The sequence below is a fragment of the Flavobacterium lacustre genome (assembly GCF_027474525.2).
In the GTDB taxonomy this organism is placed as follows: Bacteria; Bacteroidota; Bacteroidia; order Flavobacteriales; family Flavobacteriaceae; genus Flavobacterium; species Flavobacterium lacustre.
The window spans coordinates 1,753,260-1,768,560 of sequence record NZ_CP114882.2 but is presented as its reverse complement, the minus strand read 5'-3'; the positions used below and the strand labels follow the sequence as shown (position 1 = coordinate 1,768,560).

The 15,301-nt window shown below is 35.4% G+C and carries 14 protein-coding genes; 1 reads left to right on the top strand and 13 read right to left on the bottom strand.

All coding sequences use genetic code 11. The features are described from left to right. Position 1: 1 nt before the first annotated feature. The 3 genes from O6P34_RS07705 to O6P34_RS07695 form a co-directional block, all read right to left on the bottom strand. Positions 2-1,147: an acyltransferase family protein gene (locus O6P34_RS07705; protein WP_269683933.1), complete on the bottom strand. Its 1,146-nt coding sequence runs from the start codon at positions 1,145-1,147 to the stop codon at positions 2-4. A gap of 80 nt (positions 1,148-1,227) precedes the next feature. Beyond that, the gene (locus O6P34_RS07700; RefSeq protein WP_269683932.1) at positions 1,228-1,899 is read right to left on the bottom strand and encodes a GNAT family N-acetyltransferase; all 672 of its coding nucleotides are present in this window, start codon (positions 1,897-1,899) and stop codon (positions 1,228-1,230) included. 11 nt (positions 1,900-1,910) lie between these two features. Then, the gene (locus tag O6P34_RS07695; RefSeq protein WP_269683931.1) at positions 1,911-2,843 is read right to left on the bottom strand and encodes a glycosyltransferase family 2 protein; all 933 of its coding nucleotides are present in this window, start codon (positions 2,841-2,843) and stop codon (positions 1,911-1,913) included. A gap of 15 nt (positions 2,844-2,858) precedes the next feature. Between O6P34_RS07695 and O6P34_RS07690 the strand changes: the two genes are divergently transcribed. Next, positions 2,859-3,104 carry a hypothetical protein gene (locus O6P34_RS07690; RefSeq protein WP_269683930.1) on the top strand — a complete coding sequence of 82 codons (246 nt, stop codon included), beginning with the start codon at positions 2,859-2,861 and terminating at the stop codon, positions 3,102-3,104. 90 nt (positions 3,105-3,194) lie between these two features. Here the strand turns inward: O6P34_RS07690 and O6P34_RS07685 are convergent, their stop codons facing one another. From O6P34_RS07685 to neuC, 10 genes are all read right to left on the bottom strand, one after another. Next, the gene (locus tag O6P34_RS07685; protein ID WP_269683929.1) at positions 3,195-4,211 is read right to left on the bottom strand and encodes a glycosyltransferase family 2 protein; all 1,017 of its coding nucleotides are present in this window, start codon (positions 4,209-4,211) and stop codon (positions 3,195-3,197) included. Positions 4,212-4,214: 3 nt separating this feature from the next. Next, complete coding sequence (locus tag O6P34_RS07680; protein ID WP_269683928.1) at positions 4,215-5,762, bottom strand: glycosyltransferase family 2 protein; 1,548 nt, start codon at positions 5,760-5,762, stop codon at positions 4,215-4,217. A 139-nt stretch (positions 5,763-5,901) separates the two neighbouring features. After that, a complete protein-coding gene (locus O6P34_RS07675) occupies positions 5,902-7,050 on the bottom strand; it encodes a glycosyltransferase family 4 protein (RefSeq protein WP_269683927.1) in 1,149 nt (382 codons plus the stop codon). A gap of 2 nt (positions 7,051-7,052) precedes the next feature. Next, the gene (locus O6P34_RS07670) at positions 7,053-7,931 is read right to left on the bottom strand and encodes a hypothetical protein (protein WP_269683926.1); all 879 of its coding nucleotides are present in this window, start codon (positions 7,929-7,931) and stop codon (positions 7,053-7,055) included. Positions 7,932-8,352: 421 nt separating this feature from the next. Beyond that, the gene (locus tag O6P34_RS07665; RefSeq protein ID WP_269683925.1) at positions 8,353-8,742 is read right to left on the bottom strand and encodes an endonuclease domain-containing protein; all 390 of its coding nucleotides are present in this window, start codon (positions 8,740-8,742) and stop codon (positions 8,353-8,355) included. A gap of 562 nt (positions 8,743-9,304) precedes the next feature. Next, positions 9,305-10,738, bottom strand: a complete 1,434-nt coding sequence (locus O6P34_RS07660; RefSeq protein ID WP_269683924.1) for an MBOAT family O-acyltransferase — start codon at positions 10,736-10,738, stop codon at positions 9,305-9,307. A gap of 30 nt (positions 10,739-10,768) precedes the next feature. Further along, positions 10,769-11,860: a glycosyltransferase family 4 protein gene (locus O6P34_RS07655; RefSeq protein WP_269683923.1), complete on the bottom strand. Its 1,092-nt coding sequence runs from the start codon at positions 11,858-11,860 to the stop codon at positions 10,769-10,771. Then, complete coding sequence (locus O6P34_RS07650; protein WP_269683922.1) at positions 11,847-13,250, bottom strand: hypothetical protein; 1,404 nt, start codon at positions 13,248-13,250, stop codon at positions 11,847-11,849. The genes O6P34_RS07655 and O6P34_RS07650 overlap by 14 nt, the downstream gene beginning before the upstream one ends. Before the next feature lie 13 nt (positions 13,251-13,263). After that, a complete protein-coding gene (locus tag O6P34_RS07645) occupies positions 13,264-14,082 on the bottom strand; it encodes a hypothetical protein (protein ID WP_269683921.1) in 819 nt (272 codons plus the stop codon). Positions 14,083-14,134: 52 nt separating this feature from the next. After that, the gene (neuC, locus tag O6P34_RS07640) at positions 14,135-15,259 is read right to left on the bottom strand and encodes a UDP-N-acetylglucosamine 2-epimerase (RefSeq protein ID WP_269686744.1); all 1,125 of its coding nucleotides are present in this window, start codon (positions 15,257-15,259) and stop codon (positions 14,135-14,137) included. Between the last annotated feature and the right edge of the window lie 42 nt (positions 15,260-15,301).

The window sequence follows — 15,301 nt, the reverse complement described above, 5'->3', positions numbered from 1 at the left end:
ATCAAAGTACCTTAAATTTAGAATCTTTAATTTTAATAAATTTTGATTCAAAATATTTGTAAGACAAAGAACTAAATAATATTGTGATTATAAAAATTAATGGGTATAACAAAATGTTGTAATAGATACCTGCTTGAAAGTTGACCACATATTTATTGACAAAAGGAAAAACGAGAAACATTACCAATGTATGATACATATATATTCCAAATGAAATCTTACCTAAATAAGAAAAACACTGATTTTTAAATACCCAAGGATTTTCATCATTGATAGAAAATAAAATTAAGATTAAAAAAAGGAAACTTAAACTTACATCTTGAATTTCATTAATAAAAATTGGATAAAAAAGAAATATTAAAATAAGACACAGCAAGAAAAAATAGGAGGTTTTTGATTTTGTATATCTTTCAATTATATGTTTTTTATAAAAGAAAAAATAACCTCCAATGGAGCCTATAGCCATAAAATGAAACGGAATAGACTTTATTATTACCGAAAATGGATACAGCACATAATCATTTTTTGCTAAAAAAATAAAAACAGGAAATAAAACCAAAACGCTAAAAAAAATCTGAAGAATTCTTCTTTTATTAAAAAGTAAAATAAAAAACGGCCAAATTATATAGAACTGTTCTTCAACACCTACGGACCAAGCTTGTGAGCATCCTGTGATGAAGTATCCTGAATATAACGCTACGTTTGGCATTAAAAATAAATAAAAAACCACACTCTTAATTCCATAATTATGAGTGTTTAAAATTTGATTATACGACAAAGAATCCTCTTTAAAAATATCAAAATTGATAGCTAATAATGGTATTACAATAACCGATATTATAAAAATTAAATAATATAATGGCCATATTCTGTATGCTCGCCTAAAAAAGAATTTTTTTAACAGAACTGTTCCATTCGTTTCTTTTTCTTTCAATAATAAATAAGTTATTAAAAATCCGCTTAAAACAAAAAATAAAAAGACTCCGTTCTTACCTAAGTTACCTGTAAAATAAGTAATATAATTATATTTCTTATAAATTGAATTCAATCCATTATGCATTTCAATATGATGATATGTAACAGATAAAGCAGCAATTGCCCTCAATTCATTCAACCCATTTAAAAAAAATTGTTTTTTTATTTCCATTCGGTATTATATAAATCTCTTCTTTTTAAATTTAACATCATAATAAAGTTCTTTTTTACTTGTATTTAAGTAAGAACTAATCATACTCTCCAATAATGTTTGATTATCTTTTTTTCAATTATTTTATATCCTAATTTCACATAAAATTCACATGCATTTTTATTATGAAATTGAGTTGGAATTCTTAATTCTCGAATCTGACACCTAATCAATTCAATCTCAACTGCATTTATAAGTTTCCTCCCTATTCTGTTACCTTGATATAGAGGATTAACAGCAATTAAACCAATAGTTGCAAAACCCTCTGAAATCGTATACGTGACAAAACCTATAATCTTATTTTCTAATTGATAAACTAAAACGGCATCTGCATACTTTTTATAAAAAGAATTATCGACCCATTTGTAATATAAGTTATTAAAGTCTGCCTTTGAAAAGTTTTGATCTAAATTAAATCGGCTAAACTTTCCACTTTCTAATGCCAGAGGATAAATTTGATTTTTACTATTATTATCGGCAACACTAATATTTTTATCAATCACCTCATTTACTGATACTATCCTTTTTGAAAAAACAACCTTAGTTTCTGAATAAGTCGTAATGAATTTTTTGATATCTAAAGAGAAGTCTTCATCGCTTACTAAATAAATTAAATCCCAATCATCTGGATTCAGGTCTTCAATATTTTGACAATTATCTTTTAAGTCCAATAAACCAATTTTTTTTGAAAAAAAAGTGGAATCCCATTTCAAAAAAGTAACCATTATATTTCCTCATCTATAAGGTATGTAGGCCTATCTTTAGTTTGATCAAAGATTTTACCCACATAAATTCCTGTCACCCCTATGGTTGTAATTACTATACCTGACAAGAACCAAATAGAAACAATAATTGAGCTATACCCTAAGACTTCTATTTGGTGAGTTAACGTCAAATAAACATTATAAAGACCAAATAGAAAGGAAATCAAAGAAATAATTAAACCAAACTTAACAAATAATTTTAAGGGTTTATTAGAAAATGAAATGATGGAATTAAAAGCCAGACTTATTAATTTAGATAGACTATAACTGGAGTTTCCTTCTTCTCTTGGTCCATGTTCAACAATAATTGATGTGGAATGATATCCGACAAATTTCACAAATAATGGAAAAAATTTAATTGAATCCGAAATTTCTAAAATAGACGCAATTACTTTAGAATGATAAATACCAAAATTTGCTACTTCATTATCATATTGTGTATCCGTAAAAAATCCATAAATCTTTGAAAAAACAAATGATGTCATTTTTTTAAAAAAGCTATCCTGTCTGTTTTTTCTTTTAGCTAAAACAATATCAAATCCTTCTTGTGCTTTAGTATACAGTTTTAGTACTTCTTTAGGTTGATCCTGCAAATCACAATCTAACACCACAACCCATTCTCCTTTTGCATGGGCTAAACCAGCCATAATTGCGGGGTGTTGACCAAAATTACGACTTAATCGAATGCTCTTCACCACCGGAAATTCTCGACACAATTGTTTCATTACGTCCCAGCTTTTATCAGGACTTCTGTCATCAACTAATATAATTTCATAGGGAGTACCAATTAATAACATCACTTTATGGATTTCATCAACCAATCGTTCAAGTATCTTTTCTGCTTTATAAACGGGACTTACAAAAGAAATTACGGGCTGCTTATCGTGTATCATTCTTAATAGTTAACAGTGATAAAAATTTCTAAAAGTATCAATAATAATCCTATTCCTCTGACTATTGCGAAGGTTTCTCCTAAAAAAAGAATACCTGTAAGAAACACCAATATAGGAAAAACAGCAGTAAATCGAGAAAAAACAAAAGATTCAGAAAGCACTTTTTCCTTTGCCCCGGCTGGCAAAATACCAAAAGGATCTAATCGCCATTTTAATACGATTTGCCCATTAACAGTAAAAAACGGTGTTCCAAAAATGTAAAAATAAGAATTCATATACAATTAACGGGTATCATAATCAGTTCGAAAATTATTTAATTTAGGATTAGTTAGAATTAAGCAACCTATTTTTTTAATACTTGATAGCGTTCTTTGTTTCTTTCGGTTTCCTAAACCACAAACTCCACCAACCTACTGTTCGTCCAACAGCTTCCGTAAACGCTTCCTTTTTGGCAATGGTAGTAATCGCATTGGCAAACCGAATCAACGTCAGCAACAGCGTTATAGCATGCCATTTGAAAGTAGCCGAAATATCGGGATTCGCGTTTTTGGTTCTCCATACGTACCAACCGTTACGCACCACCATTTTGCCGTATTTATAGGAATTAGGTCTTCCGGATGGATGATGATAGTGATTCAGCTGCACCTTTGTATTAATTACATTTTTGCCAAACTGTAAAGCACGGATACTGAAATCTGCATCTTCATACAAGCCATAGCCTTCAAAATAAGTGGAAAACCGAAGGGAATCAAATACTCTTTTTCGAAAGGCGAAGGACATACCAACTAACAAGTCCACTTCATAAATCAGACCTGTCAAAGGAAACCCACAAGTTTTACCATGGGAGTACTCCGGCATTCTTCCGGGTCCGACATTGGAATGCAATCCTAAATAATTACGCACTACATTGCGCTGTCCTTCTTTATAAATAAATCCCTCAAACTGAAAATAACGATTCGCATCGTATTTTGTATCGGGGACGGTTAAGCTCCAACCATTCTCATTAACCGCAACACCGCCTACACCGGAAATAGTGGCATCAGCAGAGAAGGTATCAATTAATGCTTCAAAATAAGTGGGAGACAATTCAGTGTCATCATCCAAAAAAGCAACTATGTCACTGGTGGAAGCCACTTGATCTAATCCAAAATTTCTTTGTTTAGTCAACCCTCGAAAGGATTCCGGAACTAAAAAATAACGAAGATTGGCGACCTTCTTTTGAGCAATCATCTGTTCCGTTTCCTGATTTACGGATCCGTCAATAATTAATATTTCATCCGGAAATACGGTTTGTACCTGAACCGATTGCAACAATTGCTGCAACGATTGGGGACGCATATAGGTACAAATAATCAAGGATAATTTCATATTTTAGTCGTGTCGAGTTCCTAAATTCCGTAATTTTTGGGCATAAAAAATAGATTTCTTAAACTGAAGATTCTTGTAAGGCAGACGCAGCAAACGATACAAAAAACCAAGCTTAGATCCACTTAACAAATAATACGTAAAATGCTTATACTTATATTCTGTCAACTGTTTAGGCGTGTAATGTTTCAGAATACCATACATCACCGTAGGACTGGGTATAGGAGTTATGTTTTTTACAGGGGTATCCAATTCCCAAGGCTGGGATTTTCTTTTTTTACCAAGCAGTTTAGCCTGAGTTCCCCAAAAACGATAGCCTCCGCTGGGGGGTTTTAAATGCAGATTAGCAGCATATGGATTGGCCAATACCACTACTCCGATTTTGCTTAACGACATTCCAAAATCGCTGTCCTCGCCGTAACCGCCATCAAAATTGACGTCATTTCCAACCAACTGATTTACAAATTCCCGTTTAACACATGAATTAGCATTGCTAAACATTTGAGCACAACCCGCACTATACGGCGGTCGGTTCAATTGGTCCAACTTAGACGCTAAATGGTCTAAATTCTGCTGGTGATGCTCTGCACGAATATCCAATCCGTTACAGGCGCCAACCGAATAGGTTTGTAAAAAACGGATATGGTTTTCGATAAAATCCGCAGGAATCCGAATATCATCATCGCCAAAGACAATATAATCCCCGGTGCATAAAGCAATCGCTTCATTTCTGGCCCTGCAACTGCCCTTAGACTGTTGCCAGATTACTTTTAATTCAAACGGATATGGCTTTTGTTCGTAGGCCGTTTCATCTCTGTCATTCGATGGAGTGGCATCTACCACAATGACTTGGGTAGGAATATAGTGCTGATGTGATAAATCGTCCAACAATTTCAAGGTATATTCTTGACGGAACATTGTAGGTATAATATAGCTCACCGAAGGTTTTCCCTGAACAGGAAGCAGCATTCTCGATGGAACTCGTTCAGAAATGGTTCTTTTTTGAAAAGTATTCTTAACGATAAATAAAGTGCTCCACTCCGAAATTTTCCAAAAGCCCAGTCTGTAAATCATAAAAAGTGCATGGCTTATTTTATAATTTTTTCTAAAAAAAAGATGACGATCCTTTTGCGAAATAAAGACTGTTTCTTTTGCAGCAGCAGGAAATAAATGATGGACATATAAAGGAACGACACCAAAAAAACGGATACATCTGAAACCAAAATCCAAAGCCTGCATTTGAGGATTTTCATAATCGGTATCAAACCCTTTTGTGAGGTCCCATACTGATTTCCGAACCGCAAAGGCATTGGGATTAATCCTCCAGCTGACACATTGGTCCAAACCGTCAAAATCATTTAAATACCAAAAAAAAACAGCTGTCTGATAAACCAATTCCGGAAAAGCATTTTTATACCCTTGTTCAAAAGAACTATGCCAAATATCCCCTGCTCCGGCAGACAAAACCTCTAACTGTTGAAAATCCGGCAACCCGGCATACAATAGGATTTCACCTGAGGCAGTAGTATATTCTTTTAATTGTATTCTTTCCATCTGATAATGTAAACGTATAAATAGTTATTTTGTTAGCAGGATGCACATCCGTTAATCACTTGACAGCATACTGTTCTGTACTGCTGCTTTAGGTTGGGTGAATGGCAATAGTCCCATTTCTGCAACGCTGGTAAAGTACTTATCTTTCAAGCACTTTTTTATAAAACACTAAACTCTGTTGCGCTATCGGAGTTATACTAAATTTTTGGGTTACTTTTTTTCTCGCCTGCATTCCTAATTCTTTTTGCAAACTTTCATTTTCCAGTACTTTAACAATCGTATCGGCATACAAGTCGTGGTTCGTAGGATGTATCAAAAACCCATTAACCCCATCATCAATCACTTCTGTGGCCCAACCAATATTGGACGCTACAATTGGTTTTTGCATAGCCATGGCTTCTATCCAGGAAACAGGCAGCGCCTCAGCAAATGTAGGAAAAACACAAACAGCAGCTTCATCAATGTGCGTTTTTATGTTTTCATACGGAACGCTCCCCAAATAACGTACATTCGCTTGGGCTTCTGCAGTAAATAATCCTTGCATCATCTCCCAGGTCGAAGCATTACCCGAAATAATATCAGGAACATCCCTGCCTACCAAAAGCAATTGTGCCTTCGGGTTTTTGGCGACCACAGCATTAAAAATAAAAGGCAACTCTAACAATCCTTTTTTCCGGATTAAACTGCCAAAATATAATATAGTATACTTATTTCTAGTATTGGAATCATCGGAACTAAACGCATCAACAGCGATAGAATTTGGAATTATGGTGAATTTCTTATTCAAACCAAACACTGTATTGGTCAAATCAGCGGTAAACTGACTGACAGAAAGTAGACCATCTGCATTTTTCAATGCTTTTTTTTCATGAAACCGATTCACCCATTTGACAGGTCGCTGATCCAAATGGCAAAAATACGTATCGGAGCCATTCAGCCGAATGACAACAGGACACTTTTGGGGAGAGACAAAAGATGTAATTCCAGTCCAGTCCGGTGCCTCAACCAGATCAATTTGCTGTTGCCGGTATAAGGTATTAATAATATTCTCCAGTTTTTTACGGGTAAGATACCACGACAAGCCCTTACATTTTATGTTTCTGATTTGTTGGATACAAATACCACTATCATCAAAAATGCCCTCTTCTTTTTGAGCATAGACCAAAACCCGTACGGAACAACCCTCCGCTGTCAATCCCAAAGCTAAGTTTCGGATACTCGTACCTATCCCTCCGGAGGCTCCGGTTTTGGCATGAGGATATTCGGGAGTCAAAAAGGCTATTTTCATGGTTAGTGCTTAAAAAAATCGTTAATAATTACAGCTGTAAAAATTCGGGCGCCGGTATCATTCAGATGCCCACAGGAAGAAAAATACTGATCCCCTTCGACCACATTTTCATAATTGTGAATTTCAGGATAGAGGGCATGCACCTTCTCAAAATAATCCATCCCTTTAGTATTAGTACACATAGGAGTCATAACAGGAATAAAGCGAATCTTGTTTTGGACACAAATGGCTTTAATTTCTTCGTAATATTTATTATGTAGGGGTTTTAAATTAGTCAGATCATTTTTCATATTGGCATTCGGTTTTTTACCCAAAGGATAATACCCTGAATGGTCCAACAAATTAGTTGGTTTTTCTCTGGCTGTATCATACATTTCCCTGAAACCAATTCGGGGTTCAAAAGCAACATACCGGTAAAAAGGAATGTAATACAAGCTCCAAAAATCAGGCTGCTGTGAAAAATGCGTGGCAATAACGGTAGAATTATGCAGGTATGGCAAAAATTTAGAGGCCACACTTTCAGACTCATTCTCATTCGACAAGTTCAAATCGGCTTCCAATACCACATTTTTAATAGCATACTTCCGTTCAATCATTAATTTCAACAGCAAAGAAGCCTCAAATAAATGCCCCCCACTCATTCCATAATTAAAGGTCTTCAACCCTTTAGCTTCAAACATCGGGGCAACAAAATGATTATTAGCCCGCGAAGATCCTAAAATAACTACATCATAATCACGAGCTACTGAGTTGTAAACATAATCAATTTTTCCTCTATTCGAAGACTGTAGATAAACAGTGGTATACAAAAAATCCAGTACTACTAAAAGTAAAAATAGTAGCACAAGGGTTTTGACTGTAAAAATTAAAAACTGCTTCATTGTTGTTTTATTCTGTATTATAATTATCAATTTTTTCTAATTATTATGCATGCCTTAACCTTAATAAAATATCCTGAATTTTCGCTCCCTTTAGGGCCGGGGTAAACGAAAATCAAACACTAAACGCCCTCTTATTTCTTTTTCTTGCCCCACCCTAAAGGGAGGAAAAAGAAATACACCCTCATCATACTAAAAATATTCTAAATTTTCGCTCCCTTTAGAGCCGGGGTAAACGAAAATCAACTATAAAACGCCCTCTTAATTTCTTTTTCTTGCCCCACCCTAAAGGGAGGAAAAAGAAATACACACTTATCATACCACAAAATGCCCTAATTTTCGCTCCCTTTAGGGCCGGGGTAAACGAAAATCAACTATCAATCCCCCAATTTTCGCTCCCTTTAGGGTTGGGGTAAACGAAAATTTATCTCGTCTTAATAAAAGCTTTTATTTTATCTATTACTTCAGGCAACTGTACTAGCACTTCCTCATTAGTGAATCGAATCACTTTTAATCCTTGAAATTCGATATCCTTCGTTCTTTTTTCATCTAATAGCTGTTGCTCTTCGGTCAAATGATATCCTCCATCAATCTCAATTACTAACTTTAGAGCATGACAATAAAAATCAGCAATATAGATACTAAGAGGATGTTGTCTCCTGAATTTATATCCATCAATCTGATTATTTTTTACTGCTAACCACAACATCTCTTCAGCTGCTGTTAAGTTTGCTCTTAATTTTTTAGCATTTGAAAAAATCTGTGGAGAAGCTCCCTTCCACATATTATCTGATTCAAGCGGATTTTTATCCATAAACCTATAAAATAGTTTTAATTCAAAACAATATTACTTTTCAAAATTTTTTATCCTTTTATTTCTTTTTCTTCCCCAACCCTAAAAGGAGGAAAAAGAAACACACCTCATTACACTAAAAAATATTCTAAATTTTCGCTCCCTTTAGGGCTGGGGCAAAACGAAAATTCAACACCAAATTCCCTAAATTTTCGCTCCCTTTAGGGCCGGGGTAAACGAAAATCATACCACAAAACCCCCTAATTTTCGCTCCCTTTAGGGCCGGGGTAAACGAAAATCAACTACAAACCCTCCTAAATTTTCGCTCCCTTTAGGGCTGGGGCAAACGAAAATCAAACTACAAAACCTGCTAAATTTTCGCTCCCTTTAGGACCGGGGTAAACGAAAATCATACCACAAAACTCCCTAAATTTTCGCTCCCTTTAGGGCTGGGGTAAACGAAAATCAACTACAAAACCTCCTAAATTTTCGCTCCCTTTAGGGCCGGGGTAAACGAAAATTCAACACCAAATTCCCCAAATTTTCGCTCCCTTTAGGGCCGGGGTAAACGAAAATCACCACCTTAAAACTGAAAATAAATAAACTCCTTATAATCAGAATACGTTCCTAATGCCAAAAGAGCCGCTAGGCAAAGAGTCACTTTCACCCAACTGTACTTTCCCGAAATCGGTTCAATTTTAGCTCTGGCATTCCATTCGACTAGAATAAAAAGCAGCACCAAAAGAAGTATTTCATAACTGTAGCGTTCATTTTCTAAATATTGGGGTAAAAAACTGCGATTCGTAAAAATACGGGCAATGTAATCGAAAGCATCTACTATTGATTTGGCCCTGAAAAACACCCAGGCCAGACAAGTCAACAGAAAAGTGCTGAGAATACTAAAGAATACTTTTACAGAAGTCCAATCCCAATGCAGTGAAACCGTTTCCATATTAGACCGATTGCGTTGCAAGAGCAACAACGGTAAAAAATACAACGCATTAATAAAACCCCAAGCGATAAAAGTCCAATTGGCACCATGCCAAAAACCACTCAATAAGAAAATAACAAATACATTTCGAACTTGTTTGAATTTACTTCCCTTACTTCCGCCTAACGGAATATACACATAATCCCGAAACCAGGACGAGAGGGAGATGTGCCAACGCCTCCAGAACTCGGCTATATCTCTGGAGAAATACGGATAATTAAAATTGCGCAATAAATCAATGCCAAACAACTTGGACATACCCAACGCCATATCGGAGTAACCGGAGAAATCCCCATAAATTTGGAAAGCAAAATAGAAAGCACCAAGAATCAATGACAAAGAGTTCATTGACGTATAATGATCAAAAATAGCATTCGCATAAGTGGCACATGTATCGGCTATGACTACTTTCTTGACCAATCCCCAAAGGATCTGATACACGCCTTCTTTTGCTTTCTCAAAATCAAAGGTCCGTTTCACCTTTACTTGCGGCAATAAATGGGTGGCTCTTTCAATAGGACCGGCTACCAGCAATGGAAAATAACTGACGAACAAGGAATAATCCACAAAGTTATATTCGGCTTTGATTCTTTTTAAATAGATATCAATGACATATGATAATCCGTGAAAGGTGTAAAACGAAATACCCACCGGCAAAACCACATTCAGCAATAACGGACTCGTTTGCAACCCAAATCCATTCAATAAGTCCGAGAAAGAATCTGCAAAAAAATTATAGTATTTAAAGATTCCCAAGAAACCCAGATTAACACTGATACTCAACCAAAACCAAAATTTTCGCCCCGTTTCGGTCTTAGCTTTTTCAATTCGAATACCCGTATAATAATCTAAAAAAGTAGAGAAAACCAACAGGAACAAGAAACGCCAATCCCAACAGGAATAAAAATAATAACTGGCTACAATAAGCAATGCATTTTGGGTGCTTTTGGTTTTATGAAAGACAAACCAATACAACACAAATACAATAGGCAGGAAAACGGCAAAGGATAAGGAATTAAAAAACATAAGTATTGAAACAGATTTGACAGTGTAAAATTAAGATTTATTCGGTAGCACCAAAGCCAAATGATGTGCAACCATACTATGCAATGAAAAGGAATCCTCTATCAGCATTCTGGTATTCGTTTCAATTCTTTGATGCCCCAAATAAATCGCTTCTAGAATATACTTTAGAGCAACTACATCTTTCGCTTTAAAGATATAGCCGTTTTCTCCATCGACTACTACTTCTTCATTACCGCCAACATTCGTTGTAATAACAGGAACATTAGCTGCTAAACTCTCTAATATGGACAAACTGAAACACTCCATGTGGGTAGGTTGCAGCATATAATCATAATGCGAAAACAAGGTTTTCAGGTTGGGACTGCTGCCCATAAAAGTAAAACAAGACACTACATCATGCTGTTTCATCTTTTCAACCAAAACACTTTTGTAAGGCCCGTCCCCGTATAGATCAATTGTAATGGTCTTCTGTATTTCGGCAGGCAGCAGTGCGACAGCAGTAATTAAATCCTGAATCCCTTTGGATTCCCGCAAATGCGATGCAGTCAAAAAGCGGGGATGTAGCAGACTCCGATTCGTTCGTTCCAAGATACCCTCCAATACAACTCCATTATAAATGGTCAACGTTTTCTTTTTTACAAAAGAACCAAAATCACGTACAATTTCTGCTACAGTATAATCAGAAACGCCCACAAAAACAGCAATATATCTGGAAAACAAAATCCCTTTGATTCTTTTCTCGATTCTCTTTTTAAAAGGATAGCCGTGAAGGGGTCTTGGATTGTGGTCTATGGCAATTATTTTAGCAGCACTGAACTGCTTTATTTTATAAAAAAAAGGAGTGCATAATTCAATAAAATGGGTGATAATATGCGTATACGCTGTTGCATTGGTCTTACAAAAACTAAGAAAATAATTTTCGACCGATTGGTACCCACTGTCAAAAACAGTTAAAGTGGCATATTCCCCATGATCCGAATGATTCGGAAAAAACCAATGGACCTGAATGCCATTGGCGGCACATTGGCGGTCAAACTGCCAAAAAAAATAGTCCATTCCACCTACTCTTTCGGGTAACAGTTCATAATTACAGAGTACCGCTATTGTTTTAGGTTCTGTCATTCCATTCTGATAAAGTAGCGGCAATTCGCTTACTGGTTCCTACTAAATCCTCACTTATTTGCAATTCAATCAGGGCCTTTCTTTCTTTGGTTCTTGCAGAAGGATGGGCTAAAGCCTCCTGGATTTGGTCAATTAACTCTGTCGGATTTTTGGCAATGGTTACGGATTGGCTGTCGACTACTTTTTTGAAATGATCATATCCTAAAAACCGTTGGTCATCATACAACCCATTTTCAGGATTCCCAAAAACGGTATTAATTACTGGTTTGTCAAATAACATAAAATCCAAACTCATCGTAGAACACATATTAATATTCAAATCAACATATTCCAACAAAGAACGTAAATCTTTGATATCCTCATCACTGGGAATGCGTTGCGACCAGCTTTCCGCATGATTTTCCCGGGTAAGAATCCATTTGGGGCTATTCCAGATAATCTCAGGAAAATCTTTTTGTATAGCAGCAAATCGCTCTGGTCCTTCTGCTGGAGAAGTCCGCACCAAAAACTGAACAGGGAATCCCATTTTATTTTCTCGTATGGCATTGGCAATAGTCCGAATTACAATGGGGTCATTGGCTCCGATACTGGCGTCAGCACAACTGAAACAAATTATTTTTTGATTGCCTTCTAAGGCAAACTTAGTATAAAAATCCTGTTTTTCGGTTTTGTATTTGTCCATAACATAGGGCTCAAATTGCGGCGTACCAACCACCCTTACCTGTTCCTCTTTTACATTAGGATAAAAATACAACAACTCCTTTTTCATTAAATCACTCCATACCAAAAAATAATCAAAAGTCCCTAACATCCTTCCTTTAGAGGCTAAATTATCCCAACTGAAAATAAAACTGCTGACCGGTATTTTAGATTGAATAACCGCATATAAAAATGGGGCTAAATATGGGGGTCTTTGATGGGTGAAAAAAACATGGCTCGGTTGGTCTTCTTGTACCAATTGAAGATATCCTTTAGTAATCGTATGTTTTGAAAAAGACAAAAACTGTAGCTTTTCCGCAAACAAAATACTGGCAGAAGAGTGAACGGTTTGGGTAAAAAAATAAATGATTTTGACTAAAAGAGATCGGGCAGAGTTGGTTTTGGGATACCCGGAATGCAAGTTGTCTTTCATCCCATAAAAAGACTTAAATTGGTGTAGATGAGCCAACTCTTTCCATTTCCTGAAGAACCAGGTCCATTTGCCTTCTACAAAAACATCCAATTCCTTTATAGTAACCCCTGATGGCAAAACAGCAGGATAAGCACTAATAGGCAAGCCCGAATAGATAATAATAGTATCAAATTGGAGTCTGGCTTCGGTTAAGAAATCACTCATAACAAAATTCCGGAATCCAACACCATCAGTGATGACTATGCCTAGTTTTTTCATTTATATAAATATATTAAACACTGTTATTTTTGTTGTTTCGTTTCATTTGAATTCTCATCAGCAATCTTTTATATAATTTTCTGATACTTTTGATTATGAAAAAAGTTTTATGCTTAAAAACTATGGGATTAGGAATAATTTTGTTTTCGAATTTAAGCAATTCCAATATTTTGTTGATCCTATTAGTATGCTTTTTATTGATACCATAAGAACGTGCATACCAAGTGTGATACAACAGCACTTTATCTTCAAAATATACGGCATTGGTAATTTCATCATCAACAAAAGGGTGATAAGTATCTAAAAAAAGAAACTGTTTTTTATTTCTTCGTAGCCAAAGATAAAAACAATAATAAGGTTCATATATGCTTTTAACATCAAATGCTCCTTTAAGACTTCTTAAATCATCATCAAACTCATTATCTATTGTGTAATTATTCTTTAACACTTCTTTTTTATCCCAAATTAATTCAATTTCTCTAAAATTAATTATAGAAAAAAATGTATTTATCACATAAGGGTTTTCTTTTCGATGTAAAATAAGTCCTCCATCACGAACCCCGCAAACGGTAAAGTTTTGAGATTCCATTTTTTGGATGATATCAAAAACCATATCCGGATTTTCAAACAACACATCTTCATCTGCCATAATTAACCAATCAATACCTTTGCCTTGCAGCTTATGCATCATATAAAAAATACTGTCAAGGCCATGCATACCATTGGTTCCATCAATAACATATTTTCGAATGTTTAGAGGAAATAATTGAGAACTTTTTTTATAAAGTTCTTTATTAATTATCGTACTAATTAATGCTATTTTAGAATTCATAAAATGTATATTTTTTTGGCTATTTAAACAAATTATAACTTGGGTATAAAAGCTAATAAATATCTCTAAATTGTTTTTGATGATTAATGCCCCAAATAGCGTCCTTTTCAATAGATTCCAGAAAAAGTTGCGCACTGTTTCCTTGACCAAAATCAGTATCCGAAGCAGTTACTTTATGCGTATCTATTAGCGCTAATGCGGCTGCAATATTTTCTGTACCATAATCTACATTGATAATATCCGCATGAACAGCTCTGTTTTGTTGTCGTGTTCCAATATTAATAATAGGAATCCCATAATAAGGAGCTTCCCGAATTCCGGCACTACTATTCCCTATGATATATTGTGCATTTTTGAGCAAAGTCAGAAAATATTCAAATCGCAAAGAAGGAAATATTCGAAAACGGGTATTGTTCTCTAATTTTTTATAGGCTTCCAAAATAGCGTTAGTTCCCAAATCATTATTAGGAAAAACAACAACATAATTATGGGTGTCATCCAGCAAAGCAGCTACAAAATGATCCGCATGATGCTGCATTTCGGCAGCTTCTGTGGTAACGGGATGAAACATGGCAATGGCATACGTATCAAAAGGAATCTGATAATAGGATTGGGCAACGCTCAAATTCGGTAACGCATCCGAAAACATAACATCAATATCAGGAGAGCCAATGGTAAATATAGAAGACTTCTTTTCTCCCATTTGAATCAACCTTTTGGCCGCATCAGCATTTGAAACAAAATGGATATGACTTAATTTACTGACACTGTGTCGAATTAACTCATCTACCGTACCGGATAATTCTCCTCCTTCAATATGCGCCACTAAAATATTATTGAGCGAGCCTACTATGGCGCCGGCAAGTGTTTCTACGCGATCCCCATGAACTATAATCATATCAGGAGGAACGGTCTTGATAAAAGCAGATAGCCCTTCAATGGTTTTGGCCAGGGTCAAATCCATCGTAGTTTCATGAGTATGATTGATAAAAGTATGAATATTTTTGAAGCCACACCGTTCAATCTCCAATACCGTATAGCCATATTGCTCCAACATATGCATTCCGGTAACAAAAACAAAAACTTCAAATCCTTCTTGTTGTTCAAGAATTGAAATCAATGATTTTATTTTTCCAAAATCAGCTCGGGTTCCTGTCAGGAAAAGAATTCTCTTCATCATTTTTCTGTCATGTCTAGCGCAGTCGAGACACATTTAAAT

What these genes read in the sequence shown, in the direction of transcription:
- O6P34_RS07705 (WP_269683933.1), bottom strand. Translation starts at nt 1,147, where the DNA reads ATGGAAATAAAAAAACAATTTTTTTTAAATGGGTTGAATGAATTGAGG.
- O6P34_RS07695 (WP_269683931.1), bottom strand. Translation starts at nt 2,843, where the DNA reads ATGATACACGATAAGCAGCCCGTAATTTCTTTTGTAAGTCCCGTTTAT.
- O6P34_RS07685 (WP_269683929.1), bottom strand. Translation starts at nt 4,211, where the DNA reads ATGAAATTATCCTTGATTATTTGTACCTATATGCGTCCCCAATCGTTG.
- O6P34_RS07680 (WP_269683928.1), bottom strand. Translation starts at nt 5,762, where the DNA reads ATGGAAAGAATACAATTAAAAGAATATACTACTGCCTCAGGTGAAATC.
- O6P34_RS07675 (WP_269683927.1), bottom strand. Translation starts at nt 7,050, where the DNA reads ATGAAAATAGCCTTTTTGACTCCCGAATATCCTCATGCCAAAACCGGA.
- O6P34_RS07670 (WP_269683926.1), bottom strand. Translation starts at nt 7,931, where the DNA reads ATGAAGCAGTTTTTAATTTTTACAGTCAAAACCCTTGTGCTACTATTT.
- O6P34_RS07665 (WP_269683925.1), bottom strand. Translation starts at nt 8,742, where the DNA reads ATGGATAAAAATCCGCTTGAATCAGATAATATGTGGAAGGGAGCTTCT.
- O6P34_RS07660 (WP_269683924.1), bottom strand. Translation starts at nt 10,738, where the DNA reads ATGTTTTTTAATTCCTTATCCTTTGCCGTTTTCCTGCCTATTGTATTT.
- O6P34_RS07655 (WP_269683923.1), bottom strand. Translation starts at nt 11,860, where the DNA reads ATGACAGAACCTAAAACAATAGCGGTACTCTGTAATTATGAACTGTTA.
- O6P34_RS07650 (WP_269683922.1), bottom strand. Translation starts at nt 13,250, where the DNA reads ATGAAAAAACTAGGCATAGTCATCACTGATGGTGTTGGATTCCGGAAT.
- O6P34_RS07645 (WP_269683921.1), bottom strand. Translation starts at nt 14,082, where the DNA reads ATGAATTCTAAAATAGCATTAATTAGTACGATAATTAATAAAGAACTT.
- neuC (WP_269686744.1), bottom strand. Translation starts at nt 15,259, where the DNA reads ATGAAGAGAATTCTTTTCCTGACAGGAACCCGAGCTGATTTTGGAAAA.